Source organism: Streptomyces sp. NPDC019396 (assembly GCF_040632375.1).
Classification (GTDB): domain Bacteria; phylum Actinomycetota; class Actinomycetes; order Streptomycetales; family Streptomycetaceae; genus Streptomyces.
This window is the reverse complement of sequence record NZ_JBEYBS010000017.1, coordinates 73,152-97,431: the sequence shown is the minus strand read 5'-3', so window position 1 is coordinate 97,431 and position 24,280 is coordinate 73,152. Positions and strand designations below refer to the sequence as shown.

Annotated in this window: 19 protein-coding genes; 6 read left to right on the top strand and 13 right to left on the bottom strand. The window is 71.1% G+C overall.

Annotation, left to right across the window (positions count from 1 at the left end):
• The first annotated feature begins 44 nt into the window (after positions 1 to 44).
• Together ABZ532_RS20545 and ABZ532_RS20540 are read left to right on the top strand one after the other, a co-directional pair.
• Positions 45 to 1,703 carry an RICIN domain-containing protein gene (locus ABZ532_RS20545; RefSeq protein ID WP_361285348.1) on the top strand — a complete coding sequence of 553 codons (1,659 nt, stop codon included), beginning with the start codon at positions 45 to 47 and terminating at the stop codon, positions 1,701 to 1,703.
• A 244-nt stretch (positions 1,704 to 1,947) separates the two neighbouring features.
• Positions 1,948 to 3,681 (top strand): S8 family serine peptidase, encoded by a 1,734-nt coding sequence (locus ABZ532_RS20540; protein ID WP_361285517.1) that lies wholly within the window; start codon positions 1,948 to 1,950, stop codon positions 3,679 to 3,681.
• A gap of 91 nt (positions 3,682 to 3,772) precedes the next feature.
• Here the strand turns inward: ABZ532_RS20540 and ABZ532_RS20535 are convergent, their stop codons facing one another.
• The 10 genes from ABZ532_RS20535 to ABZ532_RS20490 all read right to left on the bottom strand — a co-directional run bounded on the left by ABZ532_RS20535 (position 3,773) and on the right by ABZ532_RS20490 (position 14,840).
• Positions 3,773 to 3,991, bottom strand: coding sequence for a hypothetical protein (locus tag ABZ532_RS20535; protein WP_361285345.1), 219 nt, complete (start codon positions 3,989 to 3,991; stop codon positions 3,773 to 3,775).
• A complete protein-coding gene (locus tag ABZ532_RS20530; protein ID WP_361285342.1) occupies positions 3,988 to 4,404 on the bottom strand; it encodes a hypothetical protein in 417 nt (138 codons plus the stop codon). Before ABZ532_RS20530 ends, ABZ532_RS20535 begins: the two co-directional genes overlap by 4 nt.
• A 54-nt stretch (positions 4,405 to 4,458) precedes the next feature.
• The gene (locus tag ABZ532_RS20525) at positions 4,459 to 5,988 is read right to left on the bottom strand and encodes a HAMP domain-containing sensor histidine kinase (protein WP_361285339.1); all 1,530 of its coding nucleotides are present in this window, start codon (positions 5,986 to 5,988) and stop codon (positions 4,459 to 4,461) included.
• Positions 5,989 to 6,013: 25 nt separating this feature from the next.
• Positions 6,014 to 6,724 carry a response regulator transcription factor gene (locus ABZ532_RS20520; protein ID WP_361285336.1) on the bottom strand — a complete coding sequence of 237 codons (711 nt, stop codon included), beginning with the start codon at positions 6,722 to 6,724 and terminating at the stop codon, positions 6,014 to 6,016.
• Positions 6,725 to 6,852: 128 nt separating this feature from the next.
• A complete protein-coding gene (locus ABZ532_RS20515; RefSeq protein WP_361285333.1) occupies positions 6,853 to 8,655 on the bottom strand; it encodes a VWA-like domain-containing protein in 1,803 nt (600 codons plus the stop codon).
• Positions 8,652 to 9,713 carry a MoxR family ATPase gene (locus tag ABZ532_RS20510; RefSeq protein ID WP_361285330.1) on the bottom strand — a complete coding sequence of 354 codons (1,062 nt, stop codon included), beginning with the start codon at positions 9,711 to 9,713 and terminating at the stop codon, positions 8,652 to 8,654. Before ABZ532_RS20510 ends, ABZ532_RS20515 begins: the two co-directional genes overlap by 4 nt.
• Before the next feature lie 155 nt (positions 9,714 to 9,868).
• On the bottom strand, positions 9,869 to 11,377 hold the full coding sequence (locus ABZ532_RS20505) for a glutamate synthase subunit beta (protein WP_361285327.1): 1,509 nt from the start codon (positions 11,375 to 11,377) through the stop codon (positions 9,869 to 9,871).
• A 105-nt stretch (positions 11,378 to 11,482) separates the two neighbouring features.
• The gene (locus ABZ532_RS20500; RefSeq protein ID WP_361285324.1) at positions 11,483 to 11,941 is read right to left on the bottom strand and encodes a transglycosylase SLT domain-containing protein; all 459 of its coding nucleotides are present in this window, start codon (positions 11,939 to 11,941) and stop codon (positions 11,483 to 11,485) included.
• Between the two features lie 315 nt (positions 11,942 to 12,256).
• Positions 12,257 to 13,153, bottom strand: coding sequence for a YegS/Rv2252/BmrU family lipid kinase (locus ABZ532_RS20495; RefSeq protein WP_361285321.1), 897 nt, complete (start codon positions 13,151 to 13,153; stop codon positions 12,257 to 12,259).
• Positions 13,154 to 13,241: 88 nt separating this feature from the next.
• Complete coding sequence (locus tag ABZ532_RS20490) at positions 13,242 to 14,840, bottom strand: FAD-binding oxidoreductase (RefSeq protein ID WP_361285318.1); 1,599 nt, start codon at positions 14,838 to 14,840, stop codon at positions 13,242 to 13,244.
• Between the two features lie 159 nt (positions 14,841 to 14,999).
• On the opposite strand from ABZ532_RS20490, the gene ABZ532_RS20485 reads away from it, so the two are divergent.
• From ABZ532_RS20485 to ABZ532_RS20475, 3 genes are all read left to right on the top strand, one after another.
• Positions 15,000 to 15,599 carry a TetR/AcrR family transcriptional regulator gene (locus tag ABZ532_RS20485; RefSeq protein ID WP_361285315.1) on the top strand — a complete coding sequence of 200 codons (600 nt, stop codon included), beginning with the start codon at positions 15,000 to 15,002 and terminating at the stop codon, positions 15,597 to 15,599.
• Positions 15,596 to 17,218: a glycerol-3-phosphate dehydrogenase/oxidase gene (locus tag ABZ532_RS20480; RefSeq protein ID WP_361285312.1), complete on the top strand. Its 1,623-nt coding sequence runs from the start codon at positions 15,596 to 15,598 to the stop codon at positions 17,216 to 17,218. The genes ABZ532_RS20485 and ABZ532_RS20480 overlap by 4 nt, the downstream gene beginning before the upstream one ends.
• A 234-nt stretch (positions 17,219 to 17,452) precedes the next feature.
• Complete coding sequence (locus tag ABZ532_RS20475) at positions 17,453 to 18,478, top strand: serine/threonine-protein kinase (RefSeq protein ID WP_361285309.1); 1,026 nt, start codon at positions 17,453 to 17,455, stop codon at positions 18,476 to 18,478.
• Between the two features lie 7 nt (positions 18,479 to 18,485).
• Here the strand turns inward: ABZ532_RS20475 and ABZ532_RS20470 are convergent, their stop codons facing one another.
• Together ABZ532_RS20470 and sbnA are read right to left on the bottom strand one after the other, a co-directional pair.
• Positions 18,486 to 20,636 (bottom strand): SpoIIE family protein phosphatase, encoded by a 2,151-nt coding sequence (locus tag ABZ532_RS20470; protein ID WP_361285305.1) that lies wholly within the window; start codon positions 20,634 to 20,636, stop codon positions 18,486 to 18,488.
• A 132-nt stretch (positions 20,637 to 20,768) separates the two neighbouring features.
• A complete protein-coding gene (gene sbnA / locus ABZ532_RS20465; protein ID WP_361285302.1) occupies positions 20,769 to 21,755 on the bottom strand; it encodes a 2,3-diaminopropionate biosynthesis protein SbnA in 987 nt (328 codons plus the stop codon).
• Between the two features lie 259 nt (positions 21,756 to 22,014).
• Between sbnA and ABZ532_RS20460 the strand changes: the two genes are divergently transcribed.
• Positions 22,015 to 22,602 carry a flavodoxin family protein gene (locus tag ABZ532_RS20460; RefSeq protein ID WP_361285299.1) on the top strand — a complete coding sequence of 196 codons (588 nt, stop codon included), beginning with the start codon at positions 22,015 to 22,017 and terminating at the stop codon, positions 22,600 to 22,602.
• A 71-nt stretch (positions 22,603 to 22,673) separates the two neighbouring features.
• On the opposite strand, the gene ABZ532_RS20455 is transcribed toward ABZ532_RS20460, so the two are convergent.
• Positions 22,674 to 24,227 carry a M4 family metallopeptidase gene (locus ABZ532_RS20455; RefSeq protein ID WP_361285296.1) on the bottom strand — a complete coding sequence of 518 codons (1,554 nt, stop codon included), beginning with the start codon at positions 24,225 to 24,227 and terminating at the stop codon, positions 22,674 to 22,676.
• Positions 24,228 to 24,280: the final 53 nt, after the last annotated feature.

The window sequence follows — 24,280 nt, the reverse complement described above, 5'->3', positions numbered from 1 at the left end:
GCCTGAGGGCCGTCCGCCGTGCGTAGCGAATGAGGAGTCACAGGGTGTCAGAGCTCCACCGCGCGGGTCCGGATGCCGCGCACGAGAAGCAGGTGCACACCGGTCTCATGGACTCCGAGCTCACCGAACGGATCCGCGCCGGTGCCCCGGCCGCGCAGCCGGCCGCCCTGGAGCTCAAGCGCCGGCATCTGCCCGCGGTGCTCGCCTACACCCGCCTGTGCACAAGCAACCAGACCGCCGCAAACCAACTGGCTGTGCGGGCCTTCGATGTCGCCGTCCAGGAAGCCCTCCGGGGTATCGAGCCGAGCGGGACCTGGCGCCACCATCTGCTCATGCTGGTGCAGCGAACCGGCCGCTCCTGGGGAGCCGGAAGCCGCCGTGACCGTCTCGAGCCCGATTTCCTCGCCTGGAACGAGGCCGGTACCGAGGCCTCGTCCGCCATGTGTGCGGGCTTCCACCGGCTACCGGAGCTCATGCGCGGTGTCCTCTGGTACGCGATCGTGGACGACGAGGCCGACGCCACCGTCGGGGGCTTCCTCGGCATCCCCGCGGACACGGTCCGCGAACTGCGGCCCAGGGCACGGGACGCCCTGCGCCGGGCCTGGATCCAGGCCGAGCTGGAGCGCGGCGACCCGAGGTGCCTGGGGTACCGCCGTATCATCGATGCCGCCACGGGCCCCGCGGACCGCCGCTACAGCCAGGATCTGACGCTCCATCTGGAGCAGTGTCCCGGCTGCACCGGGCTGGTCGCCGCGCTGACCAGGATGGCCGACGCGCCCCGGATCGTATGCGCCGAGGGCCTTGTCGGGTGGGGCGGGGCCTCCTACACCGCACACGTACCAGCGCCCGGACTGTTCGACGCCGTTGTGGCGGGGCGCGGTGGGGGAGACGGGGCGGGGCGCGCCGCCCCGTTCGCCGGCGCGAATCCCGAAGGCGGTATGAAGCAGTTCCGGGCCGCGCTGCGCATACCGTCCCGGTCCGTCGCCATCGCCGTGGCGGCGGCGGTCGCCGGCGGCGCCGTCACGGTCGGCACACTCCTCGCGACGGCATCCGACGACACCGCGGCGGTGCAGACCGGCGCCGTGGAACCGCCCGTCCGCCAGGCCGGACCCACCGCCAGTGCACCGCTCCTCCCGCCCACCCCATCGCCCTCGACAACCCCCTCGAAGCGACCCTCGCACCAGCCGCCGACCCGGTCCGCACCGGCCGCTCGGCCCAAGCCCCCGGCGCCCACCACCACCCCCTCCAGCCCCGTGGCTCCCCGCATTCCACGCATCGTCCCGGGCGGTGGCCGCACCCAAGTGGTCAACGACGCCACGGGGTTGTGCCTGGACATCGAGGACGGTGTGATGGTCAATCGCACCGACGTGGTCACCGCCCCCTGCTCGGGAGCCGCCACTCAGCAGTGGAGCCTTGAGCCCAGTGGACTGCTGCGCAGCGCCGCGGATCCCGCCTTCTGCCTGGACTCGCGCGGCGACACCGACCGCGGGGCCGGCATCTGGACGTGTGCGTCGGTCAGTGGCGGGAGCGGGGTGAATCTGCTCTTCACCATCGATGCCGCGGGGATCCTGCACCCCTGGATCGCCCCGGGCTTCGCACTGGAACCCGAGTCCGACGAAGTGGGCAGCGAGCTGGGCTTCGAGCGAACCAACCCCACCGACGACACGGACCGCGACCAACGCTGGACCGGTGGGCGAACCTGACCGGCAGCAAAGGGACATGACGAAACATCAGTGGTGAGCGCCGCCCTCAGCGAGTGGCTCGGAAGTCGCCAACCGCTCTTGGGTGAAAGCGACTTGTGTGATCAAACTCTTCCCATATGGGGCTGTGGTCTGGCATCTTTCGTCCACCACTTCCCACATCACGGCCCGGCGGTGTCACAGCGCCACCGGGCTTTCGGAGGATGCTTTGCCTACCCCCATATCCCGCCAGCTCAGACGCACGGTCGTGGCCATCGCCGCGCTCGGGGCGGCAGCGGCGTTCGTGACTCCCGCCGCGGCAGCCCAGGCGGCCCCCAGCGCCGCCCCTGCCACAGCCAACGCGGCCTGGGCCGCGGGCACCAGGGCTTACCTGGTCATCACCGCGCCCGGTGACACCTCCGCCGTGCGCACCGCGGTCACCGGCAACGGCGGCACGGTGTTCGCCTACTACGACGCCATCGGCGTGATCGTGGCGCACTCCACCTCCACCTCCTTCGCCGCCACCATGCGCGGCGTCAGCGGCGTCCAGAAGGTCGGTGCCACCCGCACCTCAGACATCCCCGCCGACGCCTACAACCCCGCGCTGCCCGCCGCGCCCACGCAGGCCACCACGACCCTGACCGAGTCCAACCGCTGGGACATGACCCAGATCAACGCGGACAAGGCCTGGGCCGTCACCACCGGCTCCGCCACCGTCAAGGTCGGAGTGCTCGACACCGGTGTCGACGACCTGCACCAGGACATCGCCCCCAACTTCAACGCGGCCGACTCGGTGTCCTGCGCCTACGGCAAGGCGGACACCCGGTTCGGGGCCTGGCGCGACGTCGACCAGCACGGCACACATGTGGCGGGCACCATCGCGGCAGCCAAGAACGGCAAGGGCGTCATCGGTGTGGCCCCGGGCGTGAAGATCTCATCCGTCCGGATCGCCGAGCCCAGCTCCACTCTGTTCTTCGCCGAGAACACCGTCTGCGGCTTCATGTGGGCCGGTGACCACGGCTTCAAGGTCACCAACAACAGCTACTACACCGACCCGTGGCAGTTCAACTGCCCGGACAACGTGGACCAGGCGGCGATCATCGAGGGCGTCAGGCGCGCCCAGGAGTACGCGGAGGGCAAGGGCTCCCTCCAGGTCGCGGCGGCCGGCAACTCCAACTACGACCTCGCCAACAAGACCACCGACTCCGAGAGCCCCAACGACTCGACCCCGGTGACCCGCACGATCACCAACGCCTGCATCGACATCCCCACCGAGCTTCCGGGTGTGGTGACCGTCTCGGCCATGGGCAAGGGCAACGTCAAGGCCTCGTACTCCAACTTCGGCCGCGACGTCATCGATGTCGCCGCCCCGGGCGGCGACGGTGCGTCCGGTGTCTACTCGACGCTGCCGGGCGGCAAGTACGGCAACCTCAGCGGCACTTCGATGGCGTCCCCGCACGTCGCCGGTGTCGCCGCGCTGCTCGCGAGCACCAACCCCACCGCCACCCCGGCCGACCTGCGCACCAAGCTGGCCTCCCAGGCCACCGACACCGCCTGCCCGTCCGACAGCAGGTGCACCGGCACGACCACCAGGAACGGCTTCTTCGGTGAGGGCCAGGTCGACGCGCTCAAGGCCGTCGGCACCACCCCTCCGCCCGGCAAGTACTTCGAGAACACCACGGACGTCGCGATCGCCGACAACAGCACGGTCGAGTCCTCGATCACCGTCAGCGGTGTGAGCGGGAACGCGCCGGCGACCCTCAAGGTGGGCGTGGACATCAAGCACACCTACCGCGGTGACCTTGTGCTCTCCCTCGTGGCCCCCGACGGCACCGTCTACACGCTCGAGGACTTCGCCAACAACGACGGCACCGACAACGTGGCCAAGACCTACGAGGTCGACGCGTCGTCGGAGACCGCGTCCGGCACCTGGAAGCTGCGCGTCCGTGATGTGGCCTCCCAGGACACCGGGAAGATCGACGCCTGGAACCTGACCCTGTAGGGACCCGGGATCGTCTGGCATCCCCGGGTCAGCGCTGCCGGGGTGCGGCCGAACGCCGCACCCCGGCAGCAGCACCCCCGGCGGACCGCGCTCAGCGGTCCTCCGCCGCTGCGGACTCCGCATCGGCGACGGCCGACTCCGCGCCCTCCACCAGCTTGTTCATCTCGGCCACCTGCGAGGGATCGGCGGTTGTCCGCTCGGTCGACGGAGCACCGCTCTCGCCACCCTCGCCGGGCATACAGCCCGTGACTCCGAGGAGTGCCGCCAGGCAGCCCGTGGCGAACGCGACGGTGAACAGGCCGCGCCTCACTTCGCCGCCCCGCCCTTGTCCCCATTGTCGGCGTTGTTCGCCTTGCACCAGGTCCTCACCGCGGCCAGGTCCTTCTGGCGCTTCTCGAGCGCCGGCACGAGGGTGCGGCGGAAGGTGAGCTTGCCGCTGAGGTACTTCTCGACCTCGGTGTGCCCCGCCTTCCTGGCGTTCTCCACCCGCTTCTCGAGCCGGCTCACGGAGCCGCGCTGCGCGGCGTCCCCACGCAGCCGCTCAAGGGCCCGCTCCAGCCGCTTCTCGACCTTCGGCGCACGCTTGCACAGCGCCTTGGCGCCGTCACCGCTCGGCGTACTTCCGGACGAGGGTTTTCCCACGTCGGCCGTGGCCGCGCCCGCGGTGGCGAGCAGGGCCGTGACGGTGGTGAGAGCCAGGGCAGCGGTCTTGGCGGTCCTCATGACGTGTACCTCCCAGAGCGTGGCGCGGCCCAGGTGCCTGCGCCTGCACGGAGGCTAGGAACGGACTTTGTGGAAACCTTGTGGCGGCCGTGCCGTGCCGATCAGCCAGTCGCGCTCGGCCGGCAACGCGGACCCGGCATCCCCGTGCAGCGGGAGCCGTACCTCGAAACGGGCCCCTGCGCCCGACGGCGGGTCCAGAACCCTCGCCTGGCCGTGGTGGAGCGCGGCCTGCTGGGCCACCAGCGTGAGGCCGAGTCCGGAACCGGGGCTGTCCGGCCCGCGCCTGAACCGCTCGAACACCTCGTCGCGCCGCGCCCGTGGAACGCCAGGGCCCCGGTCGTCCACCGTCAGGACGGCCACCGGGTTGGTTCCGCCGCTCTCCACACGCAGCCCCACCTCGATGCTGGCCCGCCCATCGGCCCCGCGACCGTGAACCAGGGCATTGGCCAGCAGGTTGTCGACAACGGTACGGAGCCCCGGCTCCCATCCGTACACGCCGGGACCGGACGAGGTCCGCACCGCGATCTCCGCCGTGGGATGCCTGCGCGCGGCCTCGGCAACCGATGCGTCGATCACCTCCGTCAGGTCCACCTCACCGAACGCGTCCGCTTCCACCAGATCGCCCCGGCCGAGCTCACGCAGCATCACCAGAAGGCCGAGCATCCGCGTGTGCTCCGTACGCAGATCGTCCAGCACTTCCGCGCGCTCGGCCGGACCGAGGCCGGGGTGACCGCTCAGTACCTCCAGATTCGTCTGCATGCTCATCAGCGGTGTGCGCAGTTCATGTGAGGCGGCGGCAGCGAAGGACCGTGCCGTGGCCAGAGCGTCCGAGGCACGGGCGGCCTGCTCGTCGTAGCGGGCGAGCACCGTCTGCACGGTCCGCGCGAGGTCGTCCACCTCCGTGACCCCGGTCCGAGCGTGCTCGAGCCGTGCCGGGCCGGCTTCCGGATCGAGCCCGCTGGTACGGCGCTGCAACCGGCGCAGCGGCCGGCTCGCGCCCGAGGCGATGGCCAGCCCCAGCAGCCCTGAAACGGGAGCCGCCAGCAGAGCCACGGTCACCACACGCCTGCGGACGAGGGCCACCTGCTGCTGACCGGTGGAGTCCGGGGAGAACAGCCACAGCGTTCCTTCGACTCCCGCGCGCGTACCGCGCACAGGGACCGCGAGCACCCGCCAACTGCCATGGGCGTCCGCCACGCTCACCGGCTCCGGCGCCACCGCCGGAAGAGCCACCGAGGCCGACGGCTGCGGGCCCCCGGAGACCGTCCCGTCGGGCCCGCTCAGTCGGATGCCGACATCCAGAGCGGAGGCGTACAACCTGCGTTCACGTGCCCGTTCGACCGCGGCCGACCGGTCCTTCGCCGCTGCCCGCAGCAACCCCCGGGCCTCATCGGCGACCTGCGCGGCGCGCTGTGCGAGCAGTGCGTCCTGCTGGGCATGCGCGTCGCGTGTCACCAACTGGAGCAGCAGCCATGCGGCCGCGAGCACCAGAACCGGCACGGCGACGGCCACGGCCAGCGCGATCCGGGTGGACAGCTTCATCCGGGCTGCCGCCCGGATCCGGGCCTTCAACCGGGCGTGCACGCTGCCCCTCCCCTCATCCCGTCCTTCATCCGTCCTGCGCCGGACCGTCATGGCGCAGCACAAAGCCCACGCCCCGCACCGTGTGGATGCACCGGGCCCGCCCACCCGCTTCCAGCTTGCGTCGCAGATAGCTGACGAAGGTGTCGACGGCGTCCGTGCGCACCTCGAAGTCGTAGCCCCAGACCCGGTCGAGCAGCTGGTCCCTGGTCAGCACGATTCCCTCGTTGCGTGCGAGTACCTCGAGCAGCTCGAACTCACGCCGTGTCAGTGACAGCGGCTCACCGTCCACCTGCGCCTCCCTGGCCGGCGGGTTCAGCGTGAGCGGCCCCGCCCGTACGGTGTCCGTGGCCTGGGGCGGACGGCGCCGCAGCAGCGCCTCGAGCCGCAGGACGAGTTCCTGCAGGGCGAACGGCTTGACCAGGTAGTCGTCGGCCCCTGCCTGGAGACCCGCGATCCGGTCCGCCGTCTCGTCCAGCGCGGACAGCATCAGCACGGGCACGTCGTTCCCCCCGTCGCGTAGTGCCCGGCACACCTGGATGCCGCTGATGTCCGGGAGCGAGATGTCCAGGACCACCACATCGGCGCACCCACCGTGGACGTGACCGAGCGCGGACCGCCCTCCCTCCGCCAGGTCCACGGAGAACCCGGCCAGCCTCAGTCCGCGCTCCAGAGACCGGCGGATCGCCGGATCGTCATCCACCACCAGGACACGGCCCCGGCCCGCACCACTGTCCATCCGCCCGCTCTCCCGTCCTCGCCACCCGGCCCGCCCCGGCCCCAGCACCGTAGTGCAGACCGCTGTGGCAGCCCGGTGGGGAGTTTCACAGCAGAGGCGTCGGCGGCACAGGACCCGAGCACGGGAGCTCAGCGCATCCGGAACACCGGACCGCGCGGTGTGAACGGCAGGCAGGCACCCTGCGGCACCAGATACGCGTGATCCCGGCGGACCCGCAGTGTGTCGCAGTCGCCGTCGGTGATCACCAGCACCGGAGCGGTGGGCGGGAAGTCCTCCGCACGCTGGAGCAGATCGACACCCGGCTGGAGTACCGTGCCGCCGCGGCCGCGCACCCGCACGCGCCCGGCGATCTCGGACGGCTGCACATAGCCCGCGTCATGGGCCTGCGCATCACAGAACACCACCCGGGCGGCGGGCACATCGCGCGCCGCCGCGTACGAGGCGATGGCGCCGAGCGCTTTGCCGAGGAGCCGGCGGTCCATGGATCCCGACGTGTCGAGGACGACCCCGAAGGTGCACCGGACGATCTCCTCGGGAGGGAAGTACCGCCCGGCGCGAGGGATGTCGGGGGTGGACGCCTGACGCCGCCCCGGCCGGGCGTAGCTGCGCACCGGCTCCGGCCGAGGTACGAACTCGTCGAACCAGCGGGCGAGCCGGGCGTCCCACGGCATGGGCGGGTGGGCGAGGGCGCGGATCTCCTCGACCAGGCCGGCCGGGAGCAGTCCGCGGTCGCGGTCGGTGTGCAGCTGATGGCCGCTGAGCAGGGCCCGCCGGTAGAACTCGTCCAGATCGACGGGAGCGCCGGGCGGGCGCAGCGGCTCACCGAGGATGTCGCCGGTGCCCTTTCCCCGGAGGGTGGCCAGCCGCCGCTGCCGCCGCAGGTCGGTGGCGATGCGGTCGTAGACCTCCTCCACGGACTGGTCCTTCAGCGTGGGGTCGTAGAGCAGTCCTTCGGGCATCTCGCCCACGTCCATCTCCCGCAGCCAGCCGTTCACGACGTAGTCGGCGGCGATGTTGAACAGCAGCGGGTCGCGTGCACCGCGGCGGTCGCCGTGGCGCAGTGCGGCGTGGAGCATCTCGTGGCCGAGGATGAAGCGCCACTCCGGGTCGGTGAAGTGCCTGAGCGGATTGATGTAGATCTCACCCGCGGTGGCGTCGACGGCGGCGATGGCGATGCCATGGGCACGGGCCAGTCCGGTGTCCGCGACGAGGCGCAGACCGGCCGCGATGCCGCCGAGCAGCGGATACGAGGAGATGAACCAGTTCAGTGCCCTGTCCCAGGGCTGCTTTCGGGCGCGGACGCCGGTGGCGGGGTCGCGCTCCCCGCCAGCGACGTCCATGGCGGCCGACATCGCCGCCGTGAGGGCGCGGGCGAAGGCCAGTTGGTGGTCCTCGGGAGCGCCCCAGACGCTCCAGGGAACGAGGAACTGGTCGGGTCCGGTGCCTGCCGTTCCGAGGCACTGGTAGTCCGGTGGGATGCCCTCCCGGCGCCAGCGGGTGGCGAGCTGCTCCTCGTCACCACCCGGATAGGCCGCCGGAAGGTGGCCGGGGGCGCGGCCCACCGGAAAGGTGAGCAGGAACCGGTTGACGACGGCGCAGCGTGCCGCGCGCTCGTGGCAGTCGGGCTGGACCCGGGGACCCCTGGCGGCGGGCACGTGCCCGAAGCCGAGGTGGATCAGGCAGTGGGCCAGTGCCCACGCCCAGTCCTGGGGTTCGGCTCGGCGGGTGGGATGGGCGTGGATCACTCCGTTGGAGCTGACCCGGGCCAGCCCGTTCACGGGCGCGTGCTTGCACGTGGGGGTACGGCAGATCTCCGCGCGCAGCGCCGCGAGCGCCGGGTTGCGCTGGACCAGGGCCACACCGGCGGCGAAGGCCTCGGTTGCCGGGTCGGGACGTTCGTCGCCGCCGTGGCCCTTGTGGCGGGGGCTCATCGGCGTGCCTCCACGAGCCGGGGCATGTCACGGGCCGCCTCGACCAGGAACCAGGCGGGAAGCACCGGCTGCCCGTCCTCGTCGTCGGCGATGACCGTCTGTGCGACCTCCACCGAGATCTCGGCGAGCTGCACCAACAGGGACTTCGCCCGGTAAGCGGTCTGGCGCACGGCGTTGGAGGCATGCTCCTTGCTGGCCGGGAGCTCCTTGGTGAGCCGGCCGCGGAAGGCGTCCGCGAGGTAGTAGAGCAGGTCGCGGTCCTCCACGCGGCGGGGCCAGGAGGCGTCGCCCTTGATGATCGCCTCGATGCCGTAGGCGTTGCGCACGATCTTGGCGTAGCCGCAGAAGGAGACCGCGTGCGCGGGCGTGAGCGTGCCGTGCGCGATGACTTTCAGGGTGTCCTCGTCCACGGCCGGGCCGAAGGAGTGCAGGGCGTCGGACAGCATGTGCCAGGAACGCGGGGTGGAGAACGGCTCCTCGGTCTTCGGCGGCTTCGACCAGAGGTGGTCCGGCCGGTCGGTGAGATAGTCCAGCGCCCAGGGGTGAATGCCGTGTCCCGCGGCCCAGACCAGCCAGTCGGACGCGCTGGCCCGCAGATGCACGTGGGTCAGCCGGTTGACGAGGGCGGAGGCGATCGGGCGGGCGAGCGCGTTGTCGGTGGCCCGGTTTCCGGCGCCGATGACGATCGATCCGGCGGGAAGTTCGTAGCTGCCGATGCGGCGGTCGAGGATGAGCGAGTAGAAGGCTTTCTGCACGTCCGAGGTCGCCGCGTTCAGTTCGTCGAGGAACAGGCAGTACGGGGTGTCCCGGGCGATCGTCTCGGGCGGGCAGAACACCGACCGGCCGTCCCGGATCTGGGGGACTCCGACGAGGTCCTCGGGCGCGAGCTGCGTACCGAGCAGGCTCACGCACTCCAGACCCAGCGACGCCGCGAACTCCCTTACGAGGGAAGACTTGCCGATACCGGGTGCGCCCCAGATGAAGACGGGCCGTACCGTCGCGAGACCGAGCAGCAGCTCGGGGAGCCTGGTGGGCGTGACGGTGACGGCCGACTGCAAGAGACAACTCCTGGGAGAACCGGGCCCTGTCCGGGCATACGGGAAGCGGGGAGCGCCTGCCCGTATCACGGGCAGGCCAGGACAGTGTGCTCGGGCGGGTCATCGTGGCGCAGCCGAATTTCCCCTCGGAGCAGCGGCCTGGCCGGCCAGCGGGGTCAGGCGACCATCGGCCGGTCGGTGGGGCCGATCGGTGCGGGAAGCACGGTGGTCCCGGTCAGATAGCGGTCCGTCGCGGCAGCCGCGGCCCGGCCTTCCGCGATGGCCCACACCACGAGCGACTGACCGCGCCCGGCGTCACCGGCCACGAACACCCCGTCGAGCACCCCGCCCCCTGTCTCGCCGGTCGCACCCGCCAGCGCCGCGAAGGCCTCGTCCCGTGCGAAGTTTCCCCGGTCGTCCAGGACGAGCCCGAGCTGCTCCCGCAGTCCGCTGTGCCGCTCGGGGCCGGAGAAGCCGAGCGCGATGAGGACCAGCTCCGCGGGGACCGCGCGTTGGGTGCCGGGCAGCGGACTTCGGCGCACCGGCTCCACCTCCGCCAGGCACAGCGCCCGGACATGCCCCGGGAGGCCTTCGTCGAAGCGGAGCGTGGCGGAGGCGAACAGCCTGGGGTCCGAGCCCTCGCGGCCCCGCGCCTCCTGGTGGGCGTGCGAGATCCGGTACACCTTCGGATGGGTGACCGGCCAGGGCTGGGTGTCCGGGCGGGCGTCGCCCGGCTCCGGGTTGATGTCGAGTTGCACCACCGAGGCCGCGCCCTGGCGCAGGGCCGTGCCCAGGCAGTCCGACGCGGTGTCGCCGCCGCCGATGATCACCACGTGCTTCCCCTCGGCGCTGAGCGGGGTGGTGGCGTAGTCGCCTTCCCTGACGCGGTTGGCGAGCGTCAGGTACTCCATGGCCTGGTGGATACCTCCGAGCTCGCGCCCGGGGACGGGCAGCTCCCGCTGCTCCATCGCGCCCACGGCGACGACCACCGCGTCATGGCGCCTCCGCAGCTCCCTGGCATCGAGATCACCGCCGACGTCCATGCAGGTGCGGAACTTGGTGCCCTCCGCCCGCATCTGCTCCACACGGCGGTCCAGGTACTGCTTCTCCATCTTGAACTCGGGGATGCCGTAGCGCAGCAGTCCGCCGATCCGGTCGGCTCGTTCGTACACGGCGACCGTGTGACCGGTGCGGGTGAGCTGCTGCGCGGCGGCCAGACCCGCCGGTCCCGAGCCGATCACGGCCACGGACTTCCCGCTGAGCCGCTCCGGAGGCCGCGGTGGTGTGTAGCCGCGCTCCCAGGCTTCGTCGGCGATGGCCTGCTCGACGTTCTTGATGGTCACCGGGTCGGTGTTGATGGCCAGCACACAGGCGTCCTCGCAGGGTGCCGGACAGAGCCGCCCGGTGAACTCGGGGAAGTTGTTGGTGGCGTGCAGCCGCTCCGCGGCGGCGCGCCAGTCGCCCCGTGTCGCGTAGGCGTTCCACTCGGGGATGAGGTTCCCGAGTGGGCAGCCGCTGTGGCAGAACGGAATCCCGCAGTCCATGCAGCGCCCCGCCTGCTCGGACACCAGTGGGAGAAGTGCCTGCCCCGCGTAGACCTCCCGCCAGTCGTCGAGCCGTTCCTCGACCCGCCGCGCCGGGACGGGGCGGCGGGGGGTCTTGAGGAAGCCGTGGGGGTCGGTCATACGCCGCCTCCATCAGTCACTCGCGGTGCGTTACGGCGGTGTGACCAGAGTACGCCTGGTTTGTACCGCTTTCACCGGTCGGTGTCCGAAGAGGCGGGTCGGGTCTCAGTACGCGCCGTTGACGTTGTCGATGGACCCGTAGCGCTTGGCCGCGTAATTGCATGCGGCGGTGATGTTGGCAATCGGGTCGTAGATGTCCCAGGATGTGCCATTAACGTGGTATGTCCGAAATGTGGGGTCAATTACCTGCATGAGACCTTTAGAGGGAATGCCCGCCCTGGCGTTCGAGTCCCAGAGGTTGATGGCGAAAGGGTCACCGGCCGACTCGCGTATGAGATTGCGGCGGATTCCTTCGTGGCTACCGGGAATTCCCTCGGCTCGCATGACCAGGAGTGCGTGGTCGATCCAGACGTCAATGCGCTGGGGACTGGCGGGAGTTGCCGATGCCGATGCCGGGAAGGCGGCCGTGCTGACGCCGAGCAGAACGGCCGCGCCGGCGGCGCTGCCTGCGAGGTAGCGGAAGGCCCTGGATGTGGCCTTCTTGGGGAGGGGGGACAGCCGCATATTGCCGGGCCTTTCACGTGATTAGTCTTACCTGATCCCGTGTGATGCGGTTCATAGCTAATGGGTGGGAACCGCCTAGGGAATTCCTAGGATCCGAATATGGACGGTCTACGGCAAGTGTCGGTTTCTGTGATTGCCGCCACAAGAGTCTGAATTGAGCGGGACCGCCCTACGGCAATTTCGGACAAAAGGCTCTTCTTGGTTCGGGGGTGCGCAGCACAAAACCCACGGGGCGACACCTGGAGGTGTCGCCCCGTGGGCCATGGGGTCTTGGGTCAAGTGACGGTGCGATGGGCCGAGTTCAGTGCGGCAGGTTCAGTGCGGTGCCCCTCGGTGCAGCACCTTGAGCGCACCCGGCTGGACGCGGGCCGTCACCGGGAGTGTGGCGTTGACCTCGCCGTCCGTTCCGTACGGGACGGCGCGGTCGGCCTCGATGCGCACTTCCTTGCCTTGCACGATCTCGACCTCGGGGCGGTCCACATGGGCGCCCGTCTTGAGCTCGTTCATCATGGCGAAGAACAGGTGCCGGGGCGCATGCCGGATGATCACGACGTCCAGGAGCCCGTCGTCGATCCGGGCGCCCGGCGCGATGTTGCGCCCTGAGCCGTAGTAGCCCGAGTTGGCCGCGACCACGCTGTAGCCGCTGCGCTCGTACTCCACCCCGTCCACGGTCACCCGGAACGCGGCGGGCCGCCAGGTCGCCATGGCCCGCAGTCCGCCCGCGTAGTAGGAGGCGGACCCGCGCAGCAGCTTCGCGGAATTGGCGTGGAGATTGGCCACCGCGTCGACACCGGAGTACACACTGCCCAGCACGGACGTCCTGGCATGGACGGCCGACTCGACCTCGATGGTGTCGACCGGCCGGGGCGAGCCGTTCAGCAGCACATCGGCCAGCTCGGCCGGGTCGGTGGGCAGCCCGAGCGCGCGGGCGAAGTCGTTGCCGCGTCCCGCCGGTACGAGGCCGAGCACCGCGTCCGTCCCGCTCAGCGCCCCGCCCACGCAGCCGGCCATCCCGTCACCGCCCACGGCGAGCACCACACGCCCCTGCTCACCGGCCTGGCGTGCGAGCTCCTGCGCGTGCTCCAGGCTCCGGCTGTACTGGGTGTCGAGCTCGGCACCCGCCTCCCGCAGCAGCCGGGCCACCACCAGCAGCCCGGCCGCTCCGCTGGAGCCTCCAGCGGTGGGGTTGACGACGGCGGTGAACTGTCGCATGTGTGCGCCTTTCGGAAGGCCGGCCGGGTGAGGGGTCGGTGGCTTGATGGTGACGGGTGGCGGGTGCCCGCGGACGGGACCGGGCGGATCAGCGGGGCGGGATCAGGATGCCGGGGCTGAGCAAACCCGCGGGGTCGAGCTCGGCCTTGACGGCTTGCAGGATCCGTACCCCGACCGGACCGATCTCACGGGCGAACCAGTCGCGGTGGTCGGTGCCCACACCGTGGTGGTGGCTGATGGTGCCACCGGCCGCGATGATCGCGTCGCTGGCGGCCTTCTTGACGGGGGCCCAGTGTGCGACGGGGTCATCACCCTGGGCCGACACCACGGTGAAGTACAGCGACGCGCCGTTCTCGTACACATGCGAGATGTGGCACATGACCAGCGGCGGAGTGCCCGCCTCGGTGAGCGCGGCCGTCAGCGCCTGGCGCACGGCGTCGTAGAGCACCGGCAGATTCGACCAGTACGTGGCCGTCTCCAGCGTCTCCGCGAACGCCCCTGCGTCAAGCAGGGCGTCGCGCAGGTAGGGCGCGTTGTAGCGGCCGTGGGCCCAGCGCTCGCCGGGCTCCTCGCCCGCGAACTCGCCGCCGCAGGCCAGCAGCACCTTCCGGGCCTGCTCACGGCGCTCGGCGGTGTCCTCCGGGGTGCCCTCGTATCCCGCGATCGCCATGCATCCGGCGGCCGACGGCTCCGCGTTGCCGATCTTGTCCGGCTGTGCCAGGCCGATGAAGGTCTCCGACTCGTCCGACAGGCGCAGCACGGTCGGCCGCGGGCCGTCCTGGGCGAGCTTGCGCAGCGCCGCCGCACCGGCCTCGAACGAGGGGAAGCGCCAGCCCTCGTACACACGGACCTGCGGAAGCGGCCTGATCCTCACGGTCACCGAGGTGATGACGCCCAGTGCGCCCTCGGAGCCGAGTACCAGCTGACGCAGATCGGGGCCCGCGGCCGACCGGGGAGCCCGGCCGGTGTCCAGGGTGCCCTCCGGGGTGGCCACGGTCAGGCCCAGCACCATCTCGTCGAAGCGGCCGTAGCCGGCGGACGCCTGACCGCTGGAGCGGGCCGCGGCGAACCCGCCGATGGAGGCCCACTCGTACGACTGCGGGAAGTGGCCCAGGGTGAAGCCCTGCTCGTTCAGCAGCGCCTCGGCCTGCGGTGCACGCAGACCGGCCTGGAGAGTGGCCGTGCGCGATACCTCGTCCAGGGCGGTGAGGGCGTCGAGCCGGCGCAGGTCCAGCGCGATGAAGAGGCGCCCGCCCTGCGGGGCCAGACCGCCCACGACCGAGGTGCCACCGCCGAACGGCACGGCGGCCAGGTCCAGCTCCGCGCAGGCGCGCAGCACGGCGAGCACCTCGTCGTGGCTGCCCGGAAGCACGACCGCGGCCGGGATGTCGTCGGTCTCGCCGGCACGGATGCGCAGCAGGTCCGGAGTCGACTTGCCGCGGGTGTGCCGGATACGGCTCTCCGCGTCGGTCCGCACATGCTCCTGCCCGCCCACACGCTCGGCGAGCGTCCGGAGCGCCTTGTCGCCCAGCGGGGTGCCGGCGACCGTGATGTCGCCCAGCCCGGCGGGACCGCTCTCACGGGGCACGACTCCGAGCAGGTCACGCAGCAGGCCGGTCACCGATTCAGGCAGCGCGGCCGCCTTGGCCGGGTCTCCCCAGCCGCTCCACAACATGTCGGTCGACATCACTCGAGTCATTCCTCACCGTCGGTTTCGCGGGGGCGCAGTGCCGCGCGGGTCTTGGGGCTCGGGGCTTCCCCCGGCCTTCGGCCCGGGGCTCGGGAGGCGCTTTCCGCGTGCGTCCCTCCGGCTCGTTCGCCCCTGCACTGCATTACACTGTGACAGATGACGCCCATTCGTCACAACCATGCGGACCAAGATGCCGTGCTCGACGCGGCACGCGACTGTGTCCTGGCCGTCGGCGTGCGCCGCACCACGCTCACCGACGTGGCCCGCCGCGCCGGTGTCTCCCGGATGACGCTCTACCGTCGCTGGCCCGACGTGCGCACGCTCGTCGGTGATCTGATGACCCGGGAATGGATCAGCGTCGCGGTCACCACCATGCCCGCGGTCGAGCAGGGCGCCCCCACCCGGACGCGGCTCGTGGACGGGCTGGTGGCCGGAGTGGGCGCCTTCCGGGCGCATCCGCTGTTCCACAAGATCATCGACGTCGACCCCGAACTGCTCCTGCCGTACGTGCTCGACCGCCGTGGCGCCAGCCAGGAAGCCCTGCTCGGGCTCATCACCGCCGCCCTGACGGAAGGCCACGCAGACGGGTCCGTCCGCAGGGAACACACCGACCTGCAAGCCCGTGCGCTGCTGCTCGTCGTCCAGTCCTTCACGCTCTCGCTGCGCACGATGACCGACGAGGCCGACCCCCGCCTCACCGACGCGGCCTTCCTCGAAGAGCTGCGGACCCTTCTGGAGAGGATCCTCACCCCATGAGCCGCCCTGCCGGAGCCCAGCCCGCCGCCACACACGCCACCCCCGCCTCGTCACTCACCGCCGCCCGCCGCGCCCGTGAACTCGCCGAGCTGGCCGAGGGCGCCGAATCCGGCCAGGTCGACGTTCTCGTCGTCGGACTCGGCGCGACCGGCGCCGGCGCCGCACTCGACGCCGCCACCCGTGGCCTGAGCGTCGCCGCCGTCGATGCCCACGACTTCGCCTTCGGTACCTCCCGGTGGAGCTCCAAGCTGATCCACGGCGGACTGCGCTACCTCGCCACCGGCCAGCTCGACGTCGCCCACGAGAGCGCCGTCGAGCGGGGCATCCTGATGGAGCGCACCGCTCCGCACCTCGTGCGCGCCCAGCCGTTCGTGCTGCCCCTCACGCCGCTCGTCTCCCGCGGACAGGCGGCCCTCGCCCAGGCCGGTTTCCTCGCGGGCGACATGCTGCGGCTCGCCGCTCGCACCTCGCGCCGCACCCTGCCCGCTCCCCGCACGCTCTCCGCGGTCGAGACCCGGCACATGGCCCCCGCGCTGCGCCCCACCGGTCTGCGCGGCGGGCTGCTGTCCTGGGACGGTCAGCTCGCCGACGACGCCCGCCTCGTCACCGCGATCGCCCGGACCGCGGCCGCCCACGGTGCCCGTATCCTCACCCGCGCCCGGGCGCTCAGCGTGACCGGCAGCGGTGCCACGGTCCGCGACGAACTCACGGGCGAGACCCTGGAGATCCGCGCCCGCGCGGTCATCAACGCGACCGGTGTCTGGGCCGGTGGCCTGGTGGACGACATCCGGCTGCGGCCGTCCCGGGGCACCCACCTCGTGCTGCGCTCCGAGAGCCTCGGCGGTCTCTCGGCCGGCCTGCACATCCCCATCCCCGGGGAGAGCAACCGCTTCGTGCTGGTCCTGCCGCAGGGCGACGGCCGGGTGTACGTCGGCCTGACCGACGAACCGGTCGACGGGGACATCCCGGACGTGCCCGAGGTGCCCGAGACGGACATCGGCTTCCTGCTCGACACCCTTGGCTCCGCGCTCGACGTCCCGCTCAGCCGTGACGACGTCGTCGGGGCCTTCGCCGGGCTCCGGCCGCTCCTGGACACCTCGGGGGCGGACGGCTCCGGCCGCACCGCCGACATCTCCCGCAAGCACGCCGTGCTCACCTCGCCCGACGGCGTCGTCACCGTCGTCGGCGGCAAGCTCACCACGTACCGCCGCATGGCCCAGGACGCCGTGGACGCCGCCGTCGCCGCGCGGCGGCTGACCGCCGGACCGTGCCGCACCGCCGGCACCCCTCTCGTCGGCGCCGCCCGTCCCAGCACCCTGGCGACCCTCAGCGCCCCCCGCCGCCTGGTGCGCCGCTACGGTACGGAGGCCCTGGACGTGCACGCCCTGGCCGCCGCCGACCCTGCCCTGGCCCAGCCCGTCGTCCCGGGCCACCCCATCACCCGGGCGGAACTGCTCTGGGCGGTACGGCACGAGGGCGCTCTCGACGAGGCGGACCTGCTGGACCGCCGCACCCGGATCGGCCTCGTGCCCGACGACCGCGAAGAGGCGCTCGCCGCGGCACGGGAGGCCCTCGCCGAGGGGACCGCGCTCCTGAACACGGACACGGCCACGGCCTGAGCCCGGGTCCGCCCGGCCGGTACCAGCCAGGACCGGCACTCCGCCGCGACCACGCGAGGCGCGGTGCCGGTCCCGCGGGCCGTCGGGATTCCCCGGACACGGCCCGGCGGGCGGCGCCGCATCACGCCGGGCGCCGGGGGAGGCCGCTGGATAGAATCCCCCCATGGCTGAGCTGCCCGCCACGCCGGCTGAGGCCCCGGACGTACGGGACCCCGAGCGTCCTGGGACCACCTGATGGAACGGGCGTCGGGCGAGAACCCGTACGCGGGGCGGCCCTCCGGCCTGATCGGCGAGCAGATCGCGGGCTACCGCGTGGAGCGGGAGATCGGACGCGGCGGCATGGCCGTCGTCTACAGCGCGCGGGACCTGCGCCTTGACCGCACGGTCGCGCTCAAGCTGCTCGCCCCTGAGCTCGCCCGCAACGACACCTTCCGGCGGCGCTTCACCCACGAGTCACGCGTGGCCGCGGCGATCGACCATCCCCATATCGTGCCGATCTTCGAGGCGGGAGAGACGGAGGGGATCCTCTACATCGCGATGCGCTATGTCTCCGGTCTCGACCTGCGAGCCCTGCTCGACCGCGACGGCCCGCTGTCCACGACCACCGCCATCCGTATCGCCGCGCAGGTGGCGTCGGCGCTCGACGCGGCACACGAACACGATCTGGTCCACCGGGACGTCAAGCCCGGCAACATCCTGGTCGCCAAGGGCACCGACAGCGACCATCCCGAGCACGTCTATCTCACCGACTTCGGCTTGACGAAGAAGTCGCTCTCACTCACCGGCTTCACCACCGTCGGAGAGTTCGTCGGCACCCTCGACTACGTGGCACCGGAACAGATCTCCGGCCGACCGGTGGACGCCCGATGCGACCTGTACAGCCTTGCCTGTGTGGTGTACGAGACCCTGACCGGCAAGCCCCCCTTCCAGCGCGACGAGGACATCGCGCTGCTGTGGGCGCATCAGTACGATCAGCCACCGCCCTTGAGCGAAAAGCGGCCCGGCAGCGAACCCGCCCTCGACGAGGTGCTCGCCAAGGCGCTCGCGAAGGTGCCCGACGACCGTTATGAATCCTGCCTCGGCTTCGTCGCGGCCATGCGCGCCGCCACCACGAGCGACGGCAGCGGCGGCGTTCGTCAGCCGACACGGATCGACACCCTCGTCGCCGCGTCCCCGTCGTACCCGGGGCCGCCCCCGGAACCGCCCGACTGGGCCAGGCCGGTGTTCCGTCAGGGCGCTACGGATGGCATGACGCCCTGACGAGACCTCACGGGCCCTGACTTCCAGGGCTGGTCGAGAGGGTCTGCTCGGTCCAGATGGTCTTGCCGGCCGGGGCGTGGCGGGTACCCCAGCGGTGCGCGAGCTGGGCGATGAGAAGCAGCCCGCGGCCTCCTTCGTCGTAGGTGCGGGCGCGGCGCAGATGCGGGGTGGTGCTGCTGGTGTCCGAGACCTCTGTGGTCAGGGTGTTGTCATGGTGGATGAGGCGGAGCTGGATGGGCGGAGCGCCGTAGCGGATGGCATTGGTGACGAGTTCGCTGACGATGAGTTCGGTGATGTACGTGGCGTCCGGGAGCTGCCAGGCGCTGAGCTGGTCCGTGGCGTGGTGGCGGGCCTCGGCGACGATCGCGGGGTCGTCGGGGAGTGTCCAGGTGGCGATCTGCTCGGTGCCGAGGACGCGGGTGCGGGCCAGCAGGAGGGCGATGTCGTCGCTCGGCGGCCGGGTGAGGAGGGTGGTGAGCAGCCGGTCGGCGAGGGTGTCGAGAGCGGCGGTGGGGCGGGCCAGGGTGGTGAACATCTTGTCGAGCGTGTCGTCGATGTCCTGGTGCTGGGGCTGGAGCAGCCCGTTGGTGTAGAGCGTGAGGAGAGTGCCTTCGGGGAGCTCGATGTCGGTGGTCTCGAAGGGGAGGCCCCCGAGGCCCAGCGGCGGTCCGGCTGGAACGTCCAGGAAGTACACCGTGCTGTCCGGGTTGACGATGGCGGGTGGGGGATGCCCCGCGCGGGCGAAGGTGCAGTGCCGGCTGGTGGGGTCGTAGATGGCGTAGAGGCAGGTGGTGCCGACTCCGGATTCGGTTTCCGGGGTGTCGTCGCTCGGTGTGGTGTCCGTGGACAGATGGATGACGAGGTCGTCGAGATGGGTGAGCAGCTCGTCGGGAGGCAGGTCGACATCGGCGAGGGTGCGCACGGCGGTACGCAGACGGCCCATGGTCGCGGAGGCCCGGATCCCGTGCCCGGCGACATCGCCGACGACGAGCGCGACCCGGGCACCGGACAGGGGAATGACGTCGAACCAGTCGCCCCCCACTCCCGTGTCGCCACCGGCGGGGAGGTAGCGGGTGGCGATGTCGAGCGCGGCCTGGTGGGGGAGCGTATGGGGGAGCAGGCTGCGCTGGAGCGTCATCGTCGTGGTGCGTTCACGGGTGTAGCGGCGGGCGTTGGCGATGCTGATGGCCGTGTGGGTGGTGAGTTGCTCGGCCAGCTTCAGATCGTCGGGGGTGAAGGGCCCCGGATGCGTGCCGCGGGCGAAAAGGACGACGCCGAGGGTGGTGCCGCGGGCATGGAGGGGGACGATCATGAGGGAGTGGGCCTGGGCGGCGTGGATCCAGGCCGCCTGGGGATCGCGCGCTATCCAGCGGGTGATGGCGTCGTCGCTGGTGTCGTACAGGGCGGGGCGCCGCTGGGCGAGGGCCTCGGCGACGGGTGAGTGAGGCGGACAGGTGAGGCTCTCTCCCGGGGACGGCGCTGGGTACGGTGCGTTGTCACCGGTGGACCGGGCGGCGGCGCGACTCAGGGTGAGAGGTGAGCCGGGCTGGATACCGGGCTGTGTGTCGCTGTGCCGCGACAGGTCGAGGAGGTCGACGGCGGCGTAGTCGGCGAGGCGGGGGACGGCGACTTCGGCGAGTTCCTGGGCGGTGTGGCTGATGTTCAGGGTGGTACCGATGCGCGTCGCGTCGTCGAGCAGCAGCTTGCGCTGGGTCGCGGGGGCCTGCTCCGCGGTGTGATGGGCGACGAGGCACACGCCGCGGACCTGCCCGTCGGGGTCGCGCAGCGGAGTCGCTGTCGCCGGCCGTCCGGCCGGCCTGCGGGTGCCGGCCGACGGGGGGACGGGGAGCTGGGTGTCCTGGCGTTCACCGGTGCCGAGCGCCAGGCGCAGGGCGGCCTCGACCGCGTCTCCCGTCGGGCCGGGGACGATGTCCGGCAGCCGCAGCCCCCGCGCCGGGGTATCGGCGAGGCCGAGTCCCTCCGTCATCCCGGGGTTGGCCCGGACCAGTCGCAGGTCCGCGTCGAAGACGGCCAGGGCGCAGGGATGCTGGGTGAACGCCCACTCCTGCAGTCGTTCATCCAGTGGTTCGCTGCCGAGGCGGGCGTCCGGGGTGCGCGGTCGCTCCGCCGACTGGGAAGGGCTGGGGGGGTGCTCCATCGCGGGTCATCTCGCCGTCGCTCATTCGTGTGCGCAGGCCAGGGCACTACTGACCAGCATGATCCCGCGGGACGGGGAGCACCAGCGGCGGGAGTGTCGCGGAGACCCGCGGCGAACCCTTGTCGCCGGTGATCAGGCCGCCCGGGGCGCGGCGACCAGGGGCTCGGGGCCCAGGACGCCCTCTCCGTAGAGGTCGTGCACCCAGTTGGTCTGGTAGATCGTCTCCAGGTATCGCTCACCGAGATCGGGGGCGATGGCCACCGCCGTCAGGTCCTGCTGACCGTGCTCTTCGAGCCAGCTGACGGCCCCGCTCACCACGGTGCCGGTCGACCCCCCGAACAGGAAGCCCCGGCGGGCCAACCGGTGACAGGCGCGAATGGTGTCGGCCTCCTCGACGCTCACCACCTCGTCCACCAGGGATTCGTCCAGTTGCGGTGGTCGCACGCTGGTGCCCAGGCCGGGGATCATCCGCCTGCCCGGGTGGCCGCCGAACGTCACCGAGCCGGCGGTGTCGACTGCCACGATCCGGACCGGACGGTGCCACCGGCGGAAGTAGCGTGCGCAGCCCATCAGGGTTCCGGTGGTACCTGCCCCGACGAACAGGACATCCAGATCCGGGAACTGCCGCGCGATGGCAGGAGCGGTCCTGCGATAGTGCGCCATCCCGTTGTGGGGGTTGGTGTACTGGTTGAGCCAGACGTAGCGGTCATCCCGGGCGCACAGCGCGCGGACATGGTCGATACGGGCGCCGAGGAGACCGCCCACGGCTGAGGGCTCCGAGATCACGTGGACCTCGCTGCCGAGGGCCTCCATCAGGAGCCGTGTGGACAGATTGCAGCGGGAGTCGGTCACACACACGAACCGGTAGCCCTTGCTGGCCGCGAGCATGCTCAGTGCCACACCGAGATTTCCGGATGAGGACTCGACGAGGACCGAGTCCGCGGTGAGCAGACCGTCGCGCTCCGCGGCCTCGACCATCTCGGTTGCGGCCTTGAGCTTGATCGAGCCGGCGAAGTTGAACCCCTCGCACTTGAGGAACAGCGGGTGGCCGAAGATCCCTTCGAGGCCGACGTAGAGCTCTTCCTCGTTGAAGTCCTGCGGAACGGATATGACGGGCATGATCGACTCCTCCTCACCGGGTCCCTCCAGTAGGCCCTCTCGGCCGGAGGCTCGTCATGCCACAGAAACTCGGGACTTGACCTCGGGCGATGTGCTGTGCGTGGCCACCCTCACCGGCGGCATCCCACCCCGCATGCCATGCCGAGCACCCACTCTTGGGTTGCGCTTTCCAAAAGTAAGTGCTTTCCTTTCGTTCGGTGCCGCTGCCCGGGCGCCCGTGTGAAGCCGCATGTCACCACTCGTTACGAGGAGCACTCACGTGACCACCCCTGTCGTCTCGATCGCCTACCACTCCGGATACGGCCACACCGCCGTCATAGCCGAGGCCGTGGCCGCGGGTGCGTCCCGTGACGGCGCCGAGGTGCACCTGGTGAGGGTTGACGAGATCACCGAAGCCGGATGGGAGCTGCTGGACCGCTCCGACGCGATCGTCTTCGGCTCGCCCACCTACATGGGCACGGCGTCCGGCGCCTTCCACGTCTTCGCCGAGGCCACGTCGAAGCGCTGGTTCTCCGACGCCTGGCGGGGGAAGCTGGCGGCCGGGTTCACCAACTCCGGCTCCAAGAGCGGCGACAAGCTGCACACCCTGCAGTTCTTCCAGATCCTCGCCGCCCAGCACGGCATGCACTGGGTCGGTCTCGGCCTCAAGCCCGGCTGGAACTCCAGCACCGGCTCCGAGCACGACGTCAACCGCCTCGGCATCTTCCTGGGCGCCGGCGCCCAGACCAACTCCGACGAGGGCCCCGAGGCCGTCCACAAGGCCGACATCGCCACCGCCGAGCACCTTGGCCACCGTGTCGCCGAGACGGCCAGGGTCTTCGTCGCGGGCCGTGCCGCCGTCGCCTGATACCCCGGAGAGGCGAGGTGCCCTGCACGAGCCATCAGCTCGTGCAGGGCACCTCGTCGGTCGGGCAGGTGCTACTTGACGTTGACCGCGCCCCACGCGGCGGCGACGGTCTTCGCTTCCGTCCCGTCCGCGCCGTAGAGGTCGCCGGCCGCCTTCACGGTCGCCTCGCGGGCGGCCTTGTAGTCGGTGGTCGAGGTCATGTACGTGGTGAGCGCCTTGTACCAGATCTTGTAGGCCTTCTCGCGGCCGATGCCGGTGACGGTCGAACCGTCGGAGGTGGGAGAGTCGTAATCGACGCCGTTGACCGTCTTCTTGCCGCTGCCCTCGGCCAGCAGGAAGAAGAAGTGGTTGGCGATCCCGGAGGAGTAGTGGACGTCGGTGTCGCCGGCGCCTTCCTTCCAGGCGTCCAGCGAGCTGCCGTCCTTGCTGGGCTTGTCCATGTAGCGCAGCGGGGTCCCGTCGCCGCGGATGTCGACCTTCTCGCCGATGAGGTAGTCGCCCACGTCCTCCTTGTTGTTCGCGAAGAACTCCACGGAGGTTCCGAAGATGTCGCTGGTCGCCTCGTTGAGCCCGCCGGACTCGCCGCTGTACTCGAGGTTGGCGGTGTGCGACGTCAGACCGTGGCTCATCTCGTGGCCCGCCACGTCGATCGCCGTGAGGGCCTTCTTGTTGCCCTCGCCGTCGCCGTAGGTCATGCAGAAGCAGCTGTCGTCCCAGAAGGCGTTGACGTAGCTGTCGCCGTAGTGGACCCGGGAGTAGGCGGCCTTGCCGTCGCCGGCTATGCCGTTGCGCTCCAGCTCGGTCTTGTAGAAGTCCCAGGTCATCGCCGCGCCGTAGTGGGCATCGACCGCCGCGGTCTGCTCGTTCGCCCCGGTGCCGTCACCCCACTTGTCGTCCTCGTCGGTCAGCAGAGTGCCGGTGCCGCTCTCGCCGTGCTTCAGGTCGTAGGTCTTGTGGCCGCCGCGCTCGCCGTCGGCGAGCTCGAAGGTGTCGCCGTTCTTGGTGGTGGAGACGGTCACCTCGCCGCTGTACTGGCTGGTGCCGCTGCCCGTCTCGACGGCCTCGAACTGGTGGAGCTTCTTCCCGGTGGCGGCGTCGGTGATGACATGCAGTCTGCTGGGCGTGCCGTCCTTCTGCAGCCCGGACTTGACGGTCTCGAACGCGAGTACCGGCTTGCCCTCGCCCGCCCAGATCACCTTGCGTGCGCCGGCCGCGGCTTTGCGCGCGGCAACGGTCGTCGGCACCTGTATGCGGTCGTCGTTGGCCTTGTCCACGCCCTTGAGGGTGCCGTTCCCCGTGGTGTGGGTGACCAGGTCGCCGCCCAGCACCGGCAGCCCGGCGTAGGTGCGCTCGTAGCGGGTGTGGACGGTGCCGTCCGCGTCCTTGATGACGTCGCGGACGAGCAGCTTCTCCTGGGCGCCCAGACCGAGTTGGGTGGCGGCCGCGGCGGACTGCTCCTGCGCCGCCTTGATGGCGGCGGCGCGCCCCTGGGCCGTGGGGGAGGGCACGGGACGGGGGCCGTTGTCGGGTGCCGCGATCGCCGAACCTGCTTCGGTGCCGACGATGAGCATGGCGGCCGCGGCCACGAGGGCAGCGGCGCGCCGGGTGTTCTTGTGGGGGGTCATGCGATCTCCATCGCTTGTCCTGTGGGGGGTTGACCGCTGACCAGCCTCCCACC

Bases quoted from the DNA above. Each gene is read 5' to 3' on its own strand.
- ABZ532_RS20490 (WP_361285318.1), bottom strand. From the start codon at position 14,840: ATGTCGACCGACATGTTGTGGAGCGGCTGGGGAGACCCGGCCAAGGCG.
- ABZ532_RS20470 (WP_361285305.1), bottom strand. From the start codon at position 20,636: ATGGAGCACCCCCCCAGCCCTTCCCAGTCGGCGGAGCGACCGCGCACC.
- ABZ532_RS20530 (WP_361285342.1), bottom strand. From the start codon at position 4,404: ATGAGGACCGCCAAGACCGCTGCCCTGGCTCTCACCACCGTCACGGCC.
- ABZ532_RS20475 (WP_361285309.1), top strand. From the start codon at position 17,453: ATGGAACGGGCGTCGGGCGAGAACCCGTACGCGGGGCGGCCCTCCGGC.
- ABZ532_RS20515 (WP_361285333.1), bottom strand. From the start codon at position 8,655: ATGAGCCCCCGCCACAAGGGCCACGGCGGCGACGAACGTCCCGACCCG.
- ABZ532_RS20520 (WP_361285336.1), bottom strand. From the start codon at position 6,724: ATGGACAGTGGTGCGGGCCGGGGCCGTGTCCTGGTGGTGGATGACGAT.
- ABZ532_RS20500 (WP_361285324.1), bottom strand. From the start codon at position 11,941: ATGCGGCTGTCCCCCCTCCCCAAGAAGGCCACATCCAGGGCCTTCCGC.
- ABZ532_RS20485 (WP_361285315.1), top strand. From the start codon at position 15,000: ATGACGCCCATTCGTCACAACCATGCGGACCAAGATGCCGTGCTCGAC.
- sbnA (WP_361285302.1), bottom strand. From the start codon at position 21,755: ATGCCCGTCATATCCGTTCCGCAGGACTTCAACGAGGAAGAGCTCTAC.
- ABZ532_RS20495 (WP_361285321.1), bottom strand. From the start codon at position 13,153: ATGCGACAGTTCACCGCCGTCGTCAACCCCACCGCTGGAGGCTCCAGC.
- ABZ532_RS20455 (WP_361285296.1), bottom strand. From the start codon at position 24,227: ATGACCCCCCACAAGAACACCCGGCGCGCCGCTGCCCTCGTGGCCGCG.
- ABZ532_RS20480 (WP_361285312.1), top strand. From the start codon at position 15,596: ATGAGCCGCCCTGCCGGAGCCCAGCCCGCCGCCACACACGCCACCCCC.
- ABZ532_RS20505 (WP_361285327.1), bottom strand. From the start codon at position 11,377: ATGACCGACCCCCACGGCTTCCTCAAGACCCCCCGCCGCCCCGTCCCG.